Source organism: Methylocystis sp. NC52PC (assembly GCF_055698645.1).
Map to the genome: position 1 here is coordinate 2,931,467 of NZ_CP170127.1, position 15,093 is coordinate 2,946,559.

Here is a 15,093-nt window from a genome sequence, read left to right on the forward strand (position 1 = left end):
GTCGCCAAGCGCGACGCCCTTTCTTTTTATTCCTTGTCGGGCCGGCCGAGCAGGCGGGCCATTTCCGCTTCGAGCGACTCCAGCGGATCGACGTCGGGCGCCGCGGGCGGGGAAGGGGGCGGCGGAGCCGCAGGCGGCGGGCCCGGCGGGGCGGCTGGGGGAGCCGGGGGTCTGGCGCCTAAGGGCGGCGTGGCCGGCGCCCCAGGTCCCGCCGGCGGAGCCGGCGTCGCGGCCGCCGGGGGCGGCGGCGTGTCCGGTCTGGGTTGGATGGTCCGCTGCGTCCGGGCGAGGAACGGCGGCGTCGCCGGGCGCGGCGCGGCCGGACGCGGCGGCGGCGCGGCGGGACGCTGCAGCGGCGGCGGCGGCGGGGCGGGCGGCGGCGGGGGCGCGCTCGCCGCGGGCGCCGGCGCAGGAGCAGGCTCGGACGGCCCCTGCTTGCTCGGCGCGGGCGCAAAGAGATCCGGCGGCAGGTTGAGCGGACCGACGGCGGCGGGTTTGGGCGCAGGCCCGAGGGCGGGTTTAGGCCCCGGGACAGGCGCCGGCGGCGCGGGCTCGGGGGAGGGACCGGGCGGCCACCCTGCGGCGGCGGGCTGCGCAGGCCGCGCCTCCCGAGCCGGGCGCGCGGCCAGGGCCTCGGAGGGCGAAATCGAGCCCTCTACGAGGAGGTCGTTGGGGCCGCCGATCAACAGCAGATGTTCGGTGTCGTCGCGGCGCACAATGACGAGCTGACGTTCACGATCGAGGTCGAAGACGTCGACCACGTCCAACCGGCGCGGGCCCTTCTTGGGGGCCGCCGAGCGGATCCGGCGCCCGAACAGCAGACGAATGATATAGAGGACGAGGAGCGCGGCGATGAGGAACGCCACGATTGCCCCAAGAATTGGGAGCAGTTGGGAGAATCGGTCTTGCATGAAGTGAGGGTCTCTCTTCGAACGCGCTTTGACGTCGCCAATTTAACAGTATTTCGGGCAAGCCTGCGCCAAAAGGTTAATTATTGGTTAATTTAGCTCGGAAAACCCCGCAACCCTCTTTCGGAGCCGTTGCCATGACGGTCGTTGACCGCCATTCTTTCGTCCGATTCCGCGCCCCGCGTGGATTTCAAACGGACGAGGCTGGGCTTATTTGGAGCTGCGCCTTCATTAACCATAGTCTGGCATGCACAATCCAATAGCCCGGATCGCTATGCTGCGGGCGCGGGACCCAGAGCGTTCAGGATGACCGACAGGACGGCGTCGTCTGCATTTGACCGAAGCGAGCGCCCCGGCAGCGCCGGGCTCGTGCTCGCGCTGGCCCTCGCGATTCTCGCGGTTCTCGGCGCCTATTTTCTCGCCCCGGCGACCCTGACGCCGCGTTTCGTCCTGCTCGCCCTCGCCTTGTTCGCCGTGGCCGGCGTCTTCTTCTTGTTCGCCTATGCGGTTGGGCTGATCCAGGTCTCGCCGCGCGTCGCGGGCAACGACATTACGAGGCTCATCGCCGAATCCACGACCGAGGGCCTGCTCGTCACGAGGGGCGACAGGCAGATCGTGTACGCCAATGCGGCCTATATGGACCTCTGCGGCGCCCGAGACGCATCGGGCCTCCAGGTCGTCGAGCGGCTGTTCTCGGGGCCGCCGGAGGTCTCCGAGGCGATCTACCGGCTTGCCCAGGCGGCCCGCGCCGGAACTCCGCATGTCGAGGAGCTGCGCCTGTCGCCGCCGCTCACCGGCGGCGCCGCCGTCGGCTGGTACCGGATCAAGGTGCGGCCGCTGCCGCAGTCCGGGTCGCGGGCGTCGCTGTGGCGGGTCGCCGACGTGACCGGCGAGCGCCAACGGCAGGAAGGCGTGTTCCAGGAGCTTCAGCACGCGATCGACTTTCTCGACCATGCGCCAGCCGGCTTCTTCTCGGCCGCGCCCGACGGCGCCGTGCCGTATATGAACAGGACGCTCGCCACCTGGCTCGGCTATGATCTCACGCAGGTCGGATCGGGCGGCGCGACGATCGCCTCGATCGTGGCCAACAACGGCGCGGCGCTGCTCGCGGCGGTGTCCGGCGCGCCGGGCGAGGTGCTCACCGAGCAGATCGACCTCGATCTGCGCTGCCGCGATGGCCGGCCGCTGCCGGCGCGGCTCTTACATCAGGTCGCTTTCGGACAGGACGGCGCGGCCGGTCCGTCGCGCACGCTCGTGCTCAACCGCGCCGCTGGCGAGAAGTCGGAAGAGGGGCTGCGCGCGGCCGAGGTGCGATTCGCGCGATTCTTCAACTCGACGCCCATGGCGATCGCAACGCTGGACGCGAACGGGCGCGTGCTCGACTCCAACGCCGCTTTCGCCAAGCTGCTGCCGAGGGCGCTCAAGGCCGGCGCGGCGAAAGAGGGCTGGTCGCTTCTCGCGGGGCTCGGCGAGCGCGACGCCGAGGCCCTGCGCAAGGCCATCGAGGACGCGATCGACGGCAAGGGCGACGTCAAGCCCGTGAATGTCTCCTTCGACGAGGGCGCCGGCCCGCGTTCGGCGCGCTTCTTCGTGTCGCCCGCGGAAGACGGCGGCCAGAAGGGCGCGACCATCTATGCGCTCGACACCACCGAGCAGCGCAAACTGCAGGAGGAATTCGCCCAGTCGCAGAAGATGAACGCGGTCGGCCAACTCGCGGGCGGCATCGCGCACGACTTCAACAATATGTTGACGGCGATCATCGGCTATTCCGATTTCCTGCTGTCGAGCCATCGCCCGACCGATCCGAGCTTCAAGGACATTCGTCAGATCAAGGCGACGGCCGAGCGCGCGGCGGGCCTCACCCGCCAGCTGCTCGCCTTCTCGCGTCGCCAGACCCTGCGGCCGCAAGTGCTTCAGCTCGGCGACGCGCTTTCAGAACTGCAACTGCTGTTGCTGCGCGTCGTCGGCGAGAAGAACGAGCTCGAACTGCGCCATGGCCGCGATCTTTGGTACGTGAAAGCCGATCTCACGCAGTTCGAGCAGGTGATCATCAATCTGCTCGCCAATGCGCGCGACGCCATGCCCGAGTCGGGCGGGCTGATGCAGATCCGCACCCGCAATGTTTCCAAGGAGGAATGCGCGAGCTTCAACGAGCCGCATCTCGTCGCCGCCGACTATGTCCTCGTCGAAGTCGAAGATAATGGCGCGGGCATTCCCCCGGAGGTGATCGAAAAGATTTTCGAGCCCTTCTTCACCACCAAGGAGGTCGGCAAGGGCACCGGACTCGGGCTCTCGACCGTCTTCGGCATCGTCAAACAGTCGGGCGGCTTCATTTTCGCGTCGAGCGACGTCGGCAAGGGCACGACCTTCCGGATTTTCCTGCCGCGCTACATCCCCGACGAAAAGGAAACCCCGAAGAAGGAGATCGAGGCGAAGCCCCAGGGCGATTATACGGGGCAGGGCGTCATTCTGCTGGTCGAGGACGAGGATGCGGTGCGCTCGATCGGCGCCCGCTCGCTCAAGACGCGCGGCTTCACGGTTCTCGAAGCAACGACCGGCCTCGAGGCGCTGGAGGTCGTAGAGGAGGTCGGCGGCAAAATCGACCTTATCGTCTCCGACGTCGTCATGCCGGAAATGGACGGGCCCGCGATGTACGCCGAACTGCGCAAACGCGGCGTGACCGCCAAGGTGATCTTCGTGTCGGGCTACGCCGAGGAAGCCTTCGCCAAGAACCTTCCCGAAGGAGAGTTCGGCTTCCTGCCCAAGCCGTTCTCGATCAAGCAGCTGGTCGAGACGGTGAAGGCGCATCTCCCCGCGCAGGGGTGAGGATGCAAGCCTTCAAGGAGCGGCGTCTTTTTTCAAAAACGCCGTCACGTTTCTCGCGAGACTTTGCATGGCTTCGTCATTGGCCATGCAGTTTAGATGCGCATCGGTCTCGCTCACGCGCCAGTTAGCCATCGTGACGTTGACGCTGAAAGACGGAAAGCCGTCGTACACTGTCGCCTGGTTGGCGCGCTGTTGCTGGAACGAGGTCTGATAGAAAGAACTGTCTCTCCTGTGCGTGACGACGGCGGGCTGCGCGGTTACGCCTTCCGCGACCGGCGTCGTCACATTGAGCACGAAGAAGGCGGCGCCGCGGCTCTTCGACAAACTCTCGATGTTCGCGAGGAGTTTTCTCGTCAACGCTAGGCCGTACGCCGTGCGTTTGCTTGCCGGATACAGCGAGATGGCGAAGTGGCTTTTCTCAGTTTTCAGATTTTCGTTTTCCAGAAAAGGATTTCTGTTCTCCGGGTCGGCCGGGTCCCAGTCCGGCGCGACGGGCCCCGAATAATTCACGAACGGCGCGTAGGGCGGGGGAAGAAAGCGCTCCCAATATTCGTCGAGACCCTTCTGCGGGTTGAAAATCCGATTGAGAAAAACCCCGATCTTCGTTTGCGCGGGCTTCCTGACGACCTCGCCGAGCTGATAGTTCGGACCCTCGAGCTTGTCCTCCTTGAGAACATAAGTTGGCTTTATCGCCCCGTCTTTTGGCATATGAGTTGGAAAGACGTTGTTCCAGACGTCGTTGGAGAATGTCTGCCACAGCAGCACCATGTCGGCCCGATGCTTGGCGAGATACTCTTGCAGCGCAAGATATTCCTGGTCGTTTCCATAACCCGCGGTTCCGATGGTGAAGACCTTGAATGCGCCGGAGGCCGAAAGATAGTGTTCGAGAAGACGCTCGGGCGTGGACTGCGGCGGGCAGGCGGCCGCCTCCACTTGCGAGTCGCCGAGCAAGACGATGACAAAGTCCTTGTCGGCGTAGCGGATCGGCTGACCGCGGAATCCGAACTCGTTGAGCGCTTCGTTTTCGACATGCGAACGCCAGCCGGCGGTAATTTCCGTGTCCCACTTCGGGTAATCGACGATTCTCAATAGTCCCTCGACACCGACGACGGCGACGGCAATGGTGGCGAAAGAGACAAACATCCCCATGCCGGTTTCTTTATATTTCATTCTCAAACTCTTGGACTTCGATTCCCGTTTGCGATGATAAAATCACGCGCCCCTGCAGCGGAGCTTTTAAGACCACGCCGCGAAGTATTTAGCAATAATTGAAGCTTCAATCTCGAGGCGGCGCCCTGCGCTAAAGCATGGGGGCCACGACCCTCACCCGACGCTTGGCGCCATCCGGTCCGACGACCTCGCGGAAGACCTCCGGGGGGACGCCGCTCTCCCGCGCCTCAGGAAGGGGCGCCGTTACGGCCGCGGCCGCCGGGCCAATCGGCTGCCGGGCGCGCGGATCGCCGGGCAGGATCGGGCGGGACATTTGCTCGGCCTGTTCGGCCGTGACCATCTGATCCTTGTTGTTGCGCTCGGCGAGAATGCGTTCGGCCTCCGCGAGCGCCTCGGTCCAGCTTTTTCCGGGCGGCTTGCAGCCGCAGGAGGCGTCGTAGCGCGTCTCGAATTTGCGCGCATTGGGATGGTCGGCATAGGGCTCGCCGTCGATCGAAACAGCGGATTCGAGGCCTTTCCACTGCGATTGCGTGTAAAGCTTCGCTTCGGCGCCGGGGCACATGGCCTTGCAGAGCGCATCGAGGTCGTCGAGCTGGGAATATTTGGCCGTATAAGTGATGGGAAAGAAGCCGCCGTCGCATCCGCGCACGCAAAGCGCCACAGGGCCGCCCATCCGGCGCGTCCCTTGCTCGAACGTCTCGTCCTCGGTCAGCCCCGCCTCGGGATTGACCGGCGCCTCGCGCAGGCCGGGAGCCTGATCCGGCGGGCGGACGCCGAACAGCTCTTCGAAGAAGCTTCCCGGATCGGGCTGGCGGGCGGCGATGGTGGGGTTGCGGCACTCCACCTCGTAGCGCGCCATGAGGGCCTGACGCTGGCTGTCGTCCAAGGCGGCCTGCTCATAGGCGGCGATGTTGCCGCGAAGGGCGCTGAGACGGGCGTTGATCCCGTCGCACTGGGGCGGGGGCGGCTCGCCGAAAAACAGGAAAGTCTGCCGGTCGCAGCCCATCGACTGGCCTTTGACCGCAAGGCGGCTGTATTCTGCCCGTAGCTTCGCGGCGCCGGCGCGATAGCGCGCCGCCATGCCTTCGGCGCCGGCCTTGGCGATCTGTCCGCGCAGATCCAGGCAACGGGCGCTCTCCGCCCGGGCGTCCGGCGCTGCGAGGCCCAGCGGCGCCAGGACGGCGGCGGCGCAGCACGCAGCGACGAAAATTTTGCGGAAGGCGCTTGGCCCCAGAATCGGCCTCATCCATTGCTCCGGCTGAAGCCTCGTTTCGATCCGACGCTGGTCGGACCGGTCTCCAGCTCTTTGGTTCTCGACGCGCTTTTCGGCGAAGCGATCGTTCGCCCGAAAACGCCAGCGCGGACCCGATCCCCGCCAGTGTTGGCTGAATCCCGCCGCGGATCAACTTTCGGCGATTTTCCAGCCTTTCTTGTCCGTAACAAGGCGGTCGCGCGGCTGCGACGGGCGCGCTTTTTTCGGCGCGGCCCTTCCCTTGAGCGCGGTCTTCGCCCATATCCGGCGCGGACGCCACTGGAGATCGGCCCGATGAAGTCTTCTGTTGAAACGATTTCGCTTTGCACGATTGCCCTGGGGGCGGCGCTCGCCGCCGGCTCGGTCTCGGCGCAGGAAGGGCCGGATCTGATCTTCCGCAAGTCCACCGACTTCAAGCTGCTCACGCCCAATGACAAGCTCGCGACCTATGTCGTCGACGACCCGATCATCGAAAACGTCGCCTGCGCCTATACGGCCCACGAAAAAGGCGGCGTCGCCGGCATGTTCGGCGTCGCCGAGCAGACCTCGGAAGTCTCGCTCGCCTGCAATCAGTACGGACCCGTCAAGCTGCGCAAGGAAAACGAGAAATTTTCCCAGGGAGATCTCGTGATCAGCGAGCGCCGGTCGCTGCTGTGGAAGCAGATGCATATCGTGCGTGGGTGCGACGCCAAGCGCAACATGCTGATCTACATGATCTATTCTGACAAGCTCATTGAAGGCTCGCCGGAAAATTCGACCTCCGCGGTCCCGATCCAGCCCTGGGGCGGCGCGACCCCGCCGCAGTGCAAGGACTGGGTCAAGTAACCCTCAGTCTGCGCAGGCGATCACCATCGCGTCGGTCTGCTGCGACGGACGCGACGCGGCGGCCGGAATGGCGGCGGTCACGTCGTCGGCGCGGCCATAGGCCTGGGCGGGTCCGTGGCCGTGGGCTTCGCACCAGGCGTCGGCGACGATGCGGCCGCAGTCGGACTTGCCCTTGAGGCATTCCGTGACCCCATAGCCGTCGTCGGGAACAAGGAAGGTTTCCGGCGCGGCCTGTGCATTGGCGCTCAGCGCCGCCGCCACGAGCGCGCCGGCGACGAGGGGCACGGCGATCCGGAACCAGAGGGTGCTTTCGATCTTCGACGACTGGATGAACATTGAGGCGCCCGCTCATGCGCCGCCGGAAGATAGGGCGGCCACGGCCAATCGTGGCGGGGCCGGGTAAAATATATGTTAAGCCGCCTTGATTCCGCCCGAATGCGGCGCCGCCACAACGCGCTTGACGCGGCGGCGCGCCGGGCGCATGGTCCGGCCATGAGGCTCTTCCTGACGCTCTATTGCCGAATTTGCGGCCGGATCATCATCAGCTAGCGACCATCGCTGGCCGGAGCCTCACGTCGTTCCTAAAGAGCCTGATCCAAACGACATGAAACGCGCCGGCCGGGCTGGCCCGAGGGGATTTCATGTCGACGCCTGCGCTCAAGATCTACAACACGCTGACGCGGACGAAGGAGCTGTTCCGCCCCATCGACGCCGCCAATGTGCGCATGTATGTCTGCGGGCCGACGGTCTATGATTTCGCCCATATCGGCAACGCCCGGCCGCTCATCGTCTTCGACGTGCTCTACCGGTTGCTGCGGCATCTTGCAAAGCAGGGTGTTTGGGACGGCGGCAGAGGCGAGACTAAAGTCACTTATGTCCGCAACATCACCGACGTCGACGACAAGATCAACGCCCGCGCCGCCGAGCGTGGGATCACCATCCGCGAACTGACCGAAGAGACCAACAGGGTCTTCCAGGAAGACGTGCGCGCGCTCGGGTGCCTGGAGCCCGACGTGCAGCCGCGCGCGACCGAACACATCGCGCAGATGATTGCGATCATCGAGCGATTGATCGCCGCGGGCCACGCCTACGCGGCCGACGGGCACGTGCTCTTCGACGTGCCGTCGATGGAGGCTTACGGGCGTCTGTCGCGCCGTTCGCTCGACGAAATGCTCGCGGGCGCGCGCGTCGACGTCGCGCCCTATAAGCGCGGCGACATGGATTTCGTGCTGTGGAAGCCGTCGAAGGAGAGCGAGCCCGGCTGGGAGAGCCCCTGGGGCAGGGGGCGTCCCGGGTGGCATATCGAATGCTCGGCGATGTCCTGGGCGCATCTCGGCGAGACCTTCGACATACACGGCGGCGGCATCGATCTCGTCTTTCCGCATCACGAGAACGAAATCGCGCAGAGCTGCTGCGCCTTCGGCCGCGACGTGATGGCGAATTACTGGATGCATAATGGATTCCTGCAGGTCGAGGGCGAGAAAATGTCCAAGAGCCTGGGGAATTTCGTGACGATTCACGAATTGCTGCATACGGACAAATTCGGCGGGCGGAAGTGGCCGGGCGAAGTGCTGCGGCTCGCGATGCTGCGCACGCATTACCGGCAGCCAATTGATTGGACCGTGAAGGCGCTGGAAGAGGCGGAGGCCACCTTGACGCGCTGGAGGGGGGCGGTCCGCCGTGCAGGTGCGGATCAGCCTGGATTAATTCCAAAAGATATCGTTGATGCTCTAAGCGACGATCTCAATACGCATCTCGCACTAAGTCTCATGTCGAGCCTTTCAGCTCGCGCGTCCAGAGTTTCTCCCTTGACCGGGGTCTCTCCTGGGGGCCCCTATCCAGCCTCGGTAACAGATGAGGAGGCGAAGGAAGCGGCGCAAAACCTCCTCGCTGCGGGTATGCTGTTGGGTTTGTCGCTCGACAAGTCCCCCGATGCGGACCTTTCCAGCGAGCAGAAGCAAATAATTGAAATGGCTATCGCCGCCCGTCTCGCCGCCCGCGCCGCGAAGAACTGGGCCGAGTCCGACCGCATCCGCGACGAACTCGCCGCCATGGGCGTTGCGCTCAAGGATAATAAGGACGGCACGACGACGTGGGAGGTCAAGCGGTGATGACGGACCCCACCCGGCCCGCTTCGCGGGCCACCCTCTCCGCAAGGGGGAGGGATTCGCGCACGCAGGTTGGCGAGACTTCCGAGAGGCTTGTGCAGCTTCAAATCTTTCAGGCGATTGGCGGTCTCGATGCAGTGCAATCCCTCCCCTTTACGGGGAGGGTGGCCCGCGCAGCGGGCCGGGTGGGGTTCGAGGGCTAGCGCATGACCGTCGCTCGCGCCCGCGCCTTGCGCAAGACCATGACGCCGCAGGAGGTGAAGCTGTGGGTTCAGCTGCGCAAGCTGAGGCCCGAGGGCTTTCACTTTCGCCGTCAGGCGCCGGTCGATGGATTCATTCTGGACTTCGCGTGTTTTAAACATAGGCTCATCGTCGAGATTGACGGCTCTCAGCACGCGGAAGACAGCGGCCTTCGCCACGATACGCGCCGGGACGCGCATTTCGCGGCGCAAGGCTTTCGGACGCTGCGTTTCTGGAACAGCGAGGTTGATCTCAACCTGCATGGGGTCGTCGAGACGATCCTCGCCCGGGCGCGTGAGACTGAAGGGGAGGCGTTGTGACGGCGGACCCCACCCGGCCCGCTTCGCGGCCCACCCTCCCCGCAAGGGGGAGGGATTGGAGCACGCAGGTTGGCGAGCCTTCTGAGAGGCTTGTGCAGCTTCAACTCTTTCAGGCGGTTGGCGGTCTCGATGCAGTCCAATCCCTCCCCTTTACGGGGAGGGTGGCCCGCGCCCGCGCTTTGCGCAAGACCATGACGCCGCAGGAGGTGAAGCTGTGGGTTCAGCTGCGCAAGCTGAGGCCCGAGGGCCTTCACTTCGTCGAGACGATCCTCGCCCGGGCGCGTGAGACTGAAGGGGAGGCGTTGTGATGACGGCCCCCACCCGGCCCGCTTTGCGGGCCACCCTCCCCGCGAGGGGGAGGGATTCGCGCACACGAGTGCGCCTTCCCTCTGAAACTGCGCCCTGCGCCGAATCTGAGAGACAAGGAGAAAGCCATGTCCAATGACGACTGGAAAAGAACGCTGCCCTTCAAGCGCCATTGGGCGGTCTATCTCCTGTTCAAGCTCTTCGTGCTGGCGCTCGCCGCCGTCGCAGCCTGGCATCTGCTGCGCGCGTTCGAGGTCGTGTAATGGCGACAGCGCCGGGACTTCGACCCTATCTTCCGGCAGACGCCGCAACGCTCGCGGCGCTGTTTCGCGCCAGCGTCGAAGAGCTTGCGGCCGAGGATTATGACGCCGATCAACGCGAGGCCTGGGCCTCGGCCGCTGATGACGAAGCGGCTTTCGCGTCGCGACTGGCCGGCGAACTGACGATTGTCGCACTGCTTGGCGGCGACGTCGCCGGCTTCGCCTCGCTCAAGGATAATGCAATTTTCGACATGCTCTATGTGCGACCCGATCTCGCGGGGCAGGGCGTCGGCGCCACGCTTGCGGACGCCATCGAGAAGCTTGCCGCGGCGCGCGGAACGAAAAAGCTCACCGTCGAGGCGTCCGATTCGGCGCGCGACTTTTTCGCCGCGCGCGGCTATGTCGCACAGAGCCGAAACACTGTAACGATCGCCGGCGAATGGCTCGGCAACACCACAATGACCAAGGAACTGGCGGCGCCCGCCGCCGGGGGACTGCAGTGATGATGAAGGAACGCGTCACGCTTTACGACACGACGCTGCGCGACGGCGCGCAGACGACAGGCGTCGATTTCTCGCTCGAAGACAAGCGGCAGATCGCCGCCATGCTCGACGACCTCGGCGTCGATTATGTCGAAGGCGGATATCCCGGCGCCAATCCGCTCGATACGGAGTTTTTCACGACGCGGCCGAAACTGCGCGCCCGCTTCTCCGCCTTCGGCATGACGCGGCGGCAGGGCCGTTCGGTCGAGAACGATCCCGGCGTGGCGGCGCTGCTCGACAGCGCGGCGGATGCGGTGACCTTTGTCGCGAAGAGCTGGGATTATCAGGTCAAGGTCGCTTTGCGCTCCACGGAAGAGGACAATCTCCAGGGCATTACGCAATCCGTGAAGGCCGCCGTGTCGAAGCAGAAGGAAGCGGCCGTCGACTGCGAGCATTTCTTCGACGGCTTCAGGGCCAATCCGGACTATGCGCTGGCCTGCGCCAAGGCCGCCTATGACTCCGGCGCGCGCTGGGTCGTGCTCTGCGACACCAATGGCGGGACGCTGCCGCATGAGGTCGAGCGCATCGTCGCCGAAGTGGTGAAGGTCATTCCGGGCGACCATGTCGGCGTGCATTGCCACGACGACACCGGGCAGGCGGTCGCCAATTCGCTCGCCGCGCTGCGCGCCGGCGCGCGGCAAATTCAGGGCACGCTCAATGGTCTCGGCGAACGCTGCGGCAACGCCAATCTCACGACGATCATCCCGACGCTACTCCTCAAGGAGGAGTTCGCCGAGCGGTTCGAGATCGGCGTGAGCCGCGACAAGCTCACCCACCTCACGCGCGTCAGCCATGCGCTCGACGAGCTGCTCAACCGCGCGCCGAACCGCCACGCGCCTTATGTCGGCGCGAGCGCCTTCGCCACCAAGGCGGGAATTCACGCCTCGGCCGTGCTCACCGATCCGCGCACCTATGAGCATGTGCCGCCGGAGAGCGTGGGCAATATGCGCCGCGTGCTGGTCTCGGATCAGGCGGGACGCTCGAACATCATTTCCGAACTGACGCGGCTTGGCGTCAACGTCGACAAGAAGGATCCGAGGCTCACGCGCCTCCTCGACGAAGTGAAAGACAAGGAGGCGCAGGGCTACGCCTATGAGGGCGCCGACGCCTCCTTCTTCCTGCTGGCCAAGCGCGTCCTCGGCGAAGCGCCGCACTATTTTGATATCGAGCGCTACAGCGTTGCGGTCGACCGCCGTTTTGCGAAGAACGGCGGCTTCGAGGACCTCGGCGCCGAGGCCATCGTGAAGGTCAATGTGCACGGCGAAAGCCGCATTTCGGCGGCGGAGGGCAACGGCCCCGTCAATGCGCTGGATCTCGCCCTGCGCAAGGATCTCGGCGCCTATCAAAGATTCATCGACGACGTGCGCCTCGTCGATTACCGCGTGCGCGTCTTTCAGGGCGGCACGGACGCCGTGACGCGCGTGCTGGTCGAATGCGCCGATGGCGCGGGCAATCGCTGGTCGACGGTCGGCGTCTCCGCGAATGTCATCGACGCGTCATTCGAGGCGATTGTCGACGCGATCAATTACAAGCTGCTGATCTCGGGGGCGACCTAGGGGCGGACCCCACCCGGCCCGCTTCGCGGGCCGCCCTCCCCGCGAGGGGGAGGGATTAGCACGCAGGTTTTCACATCCGCTCGGTAATCGCCGTTTCCTCGACTTTCGGCATGCGGCGCGCGGTCGTCTGGATCATCGGCAGAATGTCCTCGACGCGTTCCGCCACGAGATAGCGCACTTCATATCCCTCGCGGATAAAGCCCGAATTGTGCATATGGGCGAAGAGCGTCAGCAACGGGCGCCAGAAGCCGGCGATGTCGGCGATGACAAGCGGCTTGGTATGCCGCCCGAGCTGAATCCAGGTCAACTGCTCGGTCAGCTCCTCGAGCGTCCCGACGCCGCCGGGCAGGGCGACGAAAGCGTCCGATTTTTCGAACATCAGGCGCTTTCGGGTATGCATATGGTCGACGACGATCAAATCGGTCATTCCCTGCATGGCGAGTTCGCGCTCTTCCAGAAAGTCGGGGATGATCCCGGTCACCCGGCCGCCGGCGTTCAGCACGGCGCGCGCGGTGATCCCCATGAGGCCGCAGGAGCCGCCGCCAAAGACGAGTCCGACTCCGGCTTTGGCCAGAATGCGCCCAAAAGTTTCCGCCGCCGCGGCGTAGCGCAGGTCGTCTCCCTGGGCGGAGCCGCAGTAGACGCAAATGTTCTTGATCTTCTGCATAAGCTTCTTTCCGTCAACTGGCGCCATCGGCCCGCCGGTCAAGCGGGGTGCGCGAAAGAGTTAAAGGCCTTATATGACACTTGCCTCTTTCGCCGAGGCTTCCATTCATCATTGGACTCCGAATGCTCAGAATTGGCCAACGCGCGTCGGGCGCCTATGGCGCGCCCGATCCGCAGGACGCTTCCCTTTCCGAAGCCTCGCTCCTTGGAACAATCCGCCGGCTGTGGCCCTATATTTGGCCGCGCGGCCGGCGCGATCTGGAGCTACGCGTCGCTGTCGTCTTCGGGCTGCTGATCGTCAGCAAGCTGTTCAACGCCATGACGCCCTATGCTTTCAAATGGGCGACCGATGCGCTGGCGGAAAGCGGAGCAGCGGCCCTGCCCGTTCTGGGCGCGAGCGCCGTCGGCTTTACGCTGCTCATGGGCGCGATCCGCATCGTGTCCGTCATCCTTATGCAGGCGCGCGACGGCATTTTCGCGGCGGTGGCCATGCATGCCGTCAGGCGGCTGGCGACCGACCTTTTCATCCATATGCACGAACTGTCCCTGCGCTTTCACATCAGCCGCAAGACAGGCGGGTTGACGCGCGTCCTGGAGCGTGGCCGCAACGCCATCGAGACGCTGTCGCGGCTCGTCATGTCCACCGGCGCGCCGACCGCGCTCGAAATGGCGCTCGTGCTGGGGATTTTCATCTATCAGTTCAATTGGCGCTACGGCCTCGTGCTCATTGTCACCCTGGGGGCCTATTTCGCCTATACCACCCTCGCGACCAACTGGCGCATCGCGATCCGCCGCACGATGAACGAGAGCGACACGGACGCCAACCAGAAGGCGATCGACAGTCTGCTCAATTACGAGACGGTAAAATATTTCAGCGCCGAGCGGCGCGAAGCCGAGCGCTACGACAGATCCATGGCCTTTTACGAAAAGGCCAGCACCCATTCCTATATTTCGCTCGCCATCCTCAACGCCGGCCAGACGGTCATTTACATCATCGGCGTGACGACGATGATGGTCATGTGCGTCTACAGCATTCGCGCCGGCCAAAACACGGTCGGCGATTTCGTGCTCATCAACGCCATGATGTTGCAGCTCGCCCAACCGTTGAATTTCATGGGCACTTTCTATCGCGAGGTGCGGCAGGCGATCATCGACATCGAGACCATGTTCTCGATCCTGTCGCGCAGCCCCGAGATTTCGGACAAGCCGGATGCCGAGCCGCTTGTCGTGAACGAGGGGCGCGTCGTCTTCGACAATGTGCAGTTTTATTACGATTCCGATCGGCCGATCCTGAAGGGCGTGAGCTTCGACGCGGCGCCCGGTCAGACGATCGCCATTGTCGGGCCGTCTGGCGCCGGCAAATCGACGATCTCGCGGCTCATGTTCCGCTTCTACGAGCCGCAGGGCGGCAGGATCACGATCGACGGGCGGAATATTCTCGACGTCACCCAGGCGAGCCTGCGCGCCGCCATCGGCATGGTGCCGCAGGATACCGTGCTCTTCAACGACTCGATCGGCTACAACATCCGTTACGGCCGCTGGGACGCGACCGACGCGGAGGTGCGCGAGGCCGCGCAGCTCGCCCAGATCGACGCGTTCATTCAGAGCGTGCCGGGCGGGTATGAGGCGCAGGTGGGCGAGCGTGGGTTGAAGCTCTCCGGCGGCGAGAAGCAGCGCGTCGCGATCGCCCGCACCATCCTCAAGGGCCCGCCCATCCTCATTCTGGACGAAGCGACCTCAGCGCTCGACAGTTTTACGGAGCATGAAATTCAGGAGGCGCTGCGCCGCGTCGCCAAGGGCCGCACGACGCTCGTCATCGCCCATCGGCTCTCGACCGTCGTGGACGCGGATGAGATTCTCTTCCTCGACCATGGGCGCATCATCGAGCGAGGCCGCCATGCGGAGCTGCTGGCGCTCGGCGGCCATTACGCCGCCATGTGGAACCGCCAGCGCGAGGCCGCCGAAGCGCGCGCCAAACTGCTCGAGGCCGAGCGCGAGGAGGCCGAGGCGGAGTAGGGCCCGGGGTCGCCCCGCTCCCTCAAGAGTCGGGCTTCGCGCGCCCGTCAGAATGACGCCAGAAAAAAAGTGTTTGGTCTGCGGTAGCGCCAGGCGCT

14 protein-coding genes are annotated in these 15,093 nt (G+C 64.8%); 9 read left to right on the top strand and 5 right to left on the bottom strand.

Translation table 11 applies throughout. From position 1 onward, the window contains the following. Window positions 1-26: 26 nt before the first annotated feature. Complete coding sequence (locus ACETII_RS16250) at window positions 27-911, bottom strand: hypothetical protein (protein ID WP_472786181.1); 885 nt, start codon at window positions 909-911, stop codon at window positions 27-29. Window positions 912-1,214: 303 nt separating this feature from the next. Here ACETII_RS16250 and cckA point away from each other — a divergent pair, with 303 nt between their 5' ends. Next, window positions 1,215-3,734, top strand: coding sequence for a cell cycle histidine kinase CckA (gene cckA, locus ACETII_RS16255; RefSeq protein ID WP_363347734.1), 2,520 nt, complete (start codon window positions 1,215-1,217; stop codon window positions 3,732-3,734). A gap of 12 nt (window positions 3,735-3,746) precedes the next feature. On the opposite strand, the gene ACETII_RS16260 is transcribed toward cckA, so the two are convergent. Both ACETII_RS16260 and ACETII_RS16265 read right to left on the bottom strand, forming a co-directional pair. After that, complete coding sequence (locus tag ACETII_RS16260) at window positions 3,747-4,904, bottom strand: hypothetical protein (protein WP_472786182.1); 1,158 nt, start codon at window positions 4,902-4,904, stop codon at window positions 3,747-3,749. Between the two features lie 130 nt (window positions 4,905-5,034). Continuing rightward, window positions 5,035-6,150, bottom strand: a complete 1,116-nt coding sequence (locus tag ACETII_RS16265) for a DUF2865 domain-containing protein (protein WP_472786183.1) — start codon at window positions 6,148-6,150, stop codon at window positions 5,035-5,037. 300 nt (window positions 6,151-6,450) lie between these two features. Between ACETII_RS16265 and ACETII_RS16270 the strand changes: the two genes are divergently transcribed. Then, complete coding sequence (locus tag ACETII_RS16270) at window positions 6,451-6,981, top strand: CreA family protein (protein WP_363347739.1); 531 nt, start codon at window positions 6,451-6,453, stop codon at window positions 6,979-6,981. Between the two features lie 3 nt (window positions 6,982-6,984). On the opposite strand, the gene ACETII_RS16275 is transcribed toward ACETII_RS16270, so the two are convergent. Next, window positions 6,985-7,317 (bottom strand): hypothetical protein, encoded by a 333-nt coding sequence (locus ACETII_RS16275; protein WP_363347741.1) that lies wholly within the window; start codon window positions 7,315-7,317, stop codon window positions 6,985-6,987. Window positions 7,318-7,622: 305 nt separating this feature from the next. Here ACETII_RS16275 and cysS point away from each other — a divergent pair, with 305 nt between their 5' ends. From cysS to cimA, 6 genes are all read left to right on the top strand, one after another. After that, complete coding sequence (gene cysS, locus ACETII_RS16280) at window positions 7,623-9,092, top strand: cysteine--tRNA ligase (protein ID WP_472786184.1); 1,470 nt, start codon at window positions 7,623-7,625, stop codon at window positions 9,090-9,092. A 203-nt stretch (window positions 9,093-9,295) separates the two neighbouring features. Beyond that, window positions 9,296-9,649, top strand: a complete 354-nt coding sequence (locus ACETII_RS16285) for an endonuclease domain-containing protein (protein ID WP_472786185.1) — start codon at window positions 9,296-9,298, stop codon at window positions 9,647-9,649. Window positions 9,650-9,741: 92 nt separating this feature from the next. Continuing rightward, entirely contained in the window at window positions 9,742-9,957 is a 216-nt protein-coding gene (locus ACETII_RS16290) for a DUF559 domain-containing protein (protein ID WP_472786186.1), read from the top strand. A 126-nt stretch (window positions 9,958-10,083) separates the two neighbouring features. Next, window positions 10,084-10,218: a hypothetical protein gene (locus tag ACETII_RS16295; protein WP_363347748.1), complete on the top strand. Its 135-nt coding sequence runs from the start codon at window positions 10,084-10,086 to the stop codon at window positions 10,216-10,218. Further along, a complete protein-coding gene (locus ACETII_RS16300) occupies window positions 10,218-10,718 on the top strand; it encodes a GNAT family N-acetyltransferase (RefSeq protein WP_363347749.1) in 501 nt (166 codons plus the stop codon). The genes ACETII_RS16295 and ACETII_RS16300 overlap by 1 nt, the downstream gene beginning before the upstream one ends. Further along, window positions 10,718-12,313 carry a citramalate synthase gene (gene cimA, locus ACETII_RS16305; RefSeq protein ID WP_472786187.1) on the top strand — a complete coding sequence of 532 codons (1,596 nt, stop codon included), beginning with the start codon at window positions 10,718-10,720 and terminating at the stop codon, window positions 12,311-12,313. The genes ACETII_RS16300 and cimA overlap by 1 nt, the downstream gene beginning before the upstream one ends. Before the next feature lie 70 nt (window positions 12,314-12,383). Here cimA and ACETII_RS16310 read toward each other — a convergent pair whose 3' ends face one another. Then, window positions 12,384-12,980, bottom strand: a complete 597-nt coding sequence (locus tag ACETII_RS16310) for an LOG family protein (RefSeq protein WP_363347753.1) — start codon at window positions 12,978-12,980, stop codon at window positions 12,384-12,386. Window positions 12,981-13,102: 122 nt separating this feature from the next. On the opposite strand from ACETII_RS16310, the gene ACETII_RS16315 reads away from it, so the two are divergent. Next, a complete protein-coding gene (locus ACETII_RS16315) occupies window positions 13,103-14,995 on the top strand; it encodes an ABCB family ABC transporter ATP-binding protein/permease (RefSeq protein WP_472786188.1) in 1,893 nt (630 codons plus the stop codon). The last annotated feature ends 98 nt before the right edge of the window (window positions 14,996-15,093 follow it).

What these genes read in the sequence shown, in the direction of transcription:
- ACETII_RS16300 (WP_363347749.1), top strand. Translation starts at nt 10,218, where the DNA reads ATGGCGACAGCGCCGGGACTTCGACCCTATCTTCCGGCAGACGCCGCA.
- ACETII_RS16295 (WP_363347748.1), top strand. Translation starts at nt 10,084, where the DNA reads ATGTCCAATGACGACTGGAAAAGAACGCTGCCCTTCAAGCGCCATTGG.
- cckA (WP_363347734.1), top strand. Translation starts at nt 1,215, where the DNA reads ATGACCGACAGGACGGCGTCGTCTGCATTTGACCGAAGCGAGCGCCCC.
- ACETII_RS16250 (WP_472786181.1), bottom strand. Translation starts at nt 911, where the DNA reads ATGCAAGACCGATTCTCCCAACTGCTCCCAATTCTTGGGGCAATCGTG.
- ACETII_RS16260 (WP_472786182.1), bottom strand. Translation starts at nt 4,904, where the DNA reads ATGAAATATAAAGAAACCGGCATGGGGATGTTTGTCTCTTTCGCCACC.
- ACETII_RS16285 (WP_472786185.1), top strand. Translation starts at nt 9,296, where the DNA reads ATGACCGTCGCTCGCGCCCGCGCCTTGCGCAAGACCATGACGCCGCAG.
- ACETII_RS16270 (WP_363347739.1), top strand. Translation starts at nt 6,451, where the DNA reads ATGAAGTCTTCTGTTGAAACGATTTCGCTTTGCACGATTGCCCTGGGG.
- cimA (WP_472786187.1), top strand. Translation starts at nt 10,718, where the DNA reads ATGATGAAGGAACGCGTCACGCTTTACGACACGACGCTGCGCGACGGC.
- ACETII_RS16315 (WP_472786188.1), top strand. Translation starts at nt 13,103, where the DNA reads ATGCTCAGAATTGGCCAACGCGCGTCGGGCGCCTATGGCGCGCCCGAT.
- ACETII_RS16275 (WP_363347741.1), bottom strand. Translation starts at nt 7,317, where the DNA reads ATGTTCATCCAGTCGTCGAAGATCGAAAGCACCCTCTGGTTCCGGATC.
- ACETII_RS16310 (WP_363347753.1), bottom strand. Translation starts at nt 12,980, where the DNA reads ATGCAGAAGATCAAGAACATTTGCGTCTACTGCGGCTCCGCCCAGGGA.
- cysS (WP_472786184.1), top strand. Translation starts at nt 7,623, where the DNA reads ATGTCGACGCCTGCGCTCAAGATCTACAACACGCTGACGCGGACGAAG.
- ACETII_RS16265 (WP_472786183.1), bottom strand. Translation starts at nt 6,150, where the DNA reads ATGAGGCCGATTCTGGGGCCAAGCGCCTTCCGCAAAATTTTCGTCGCT.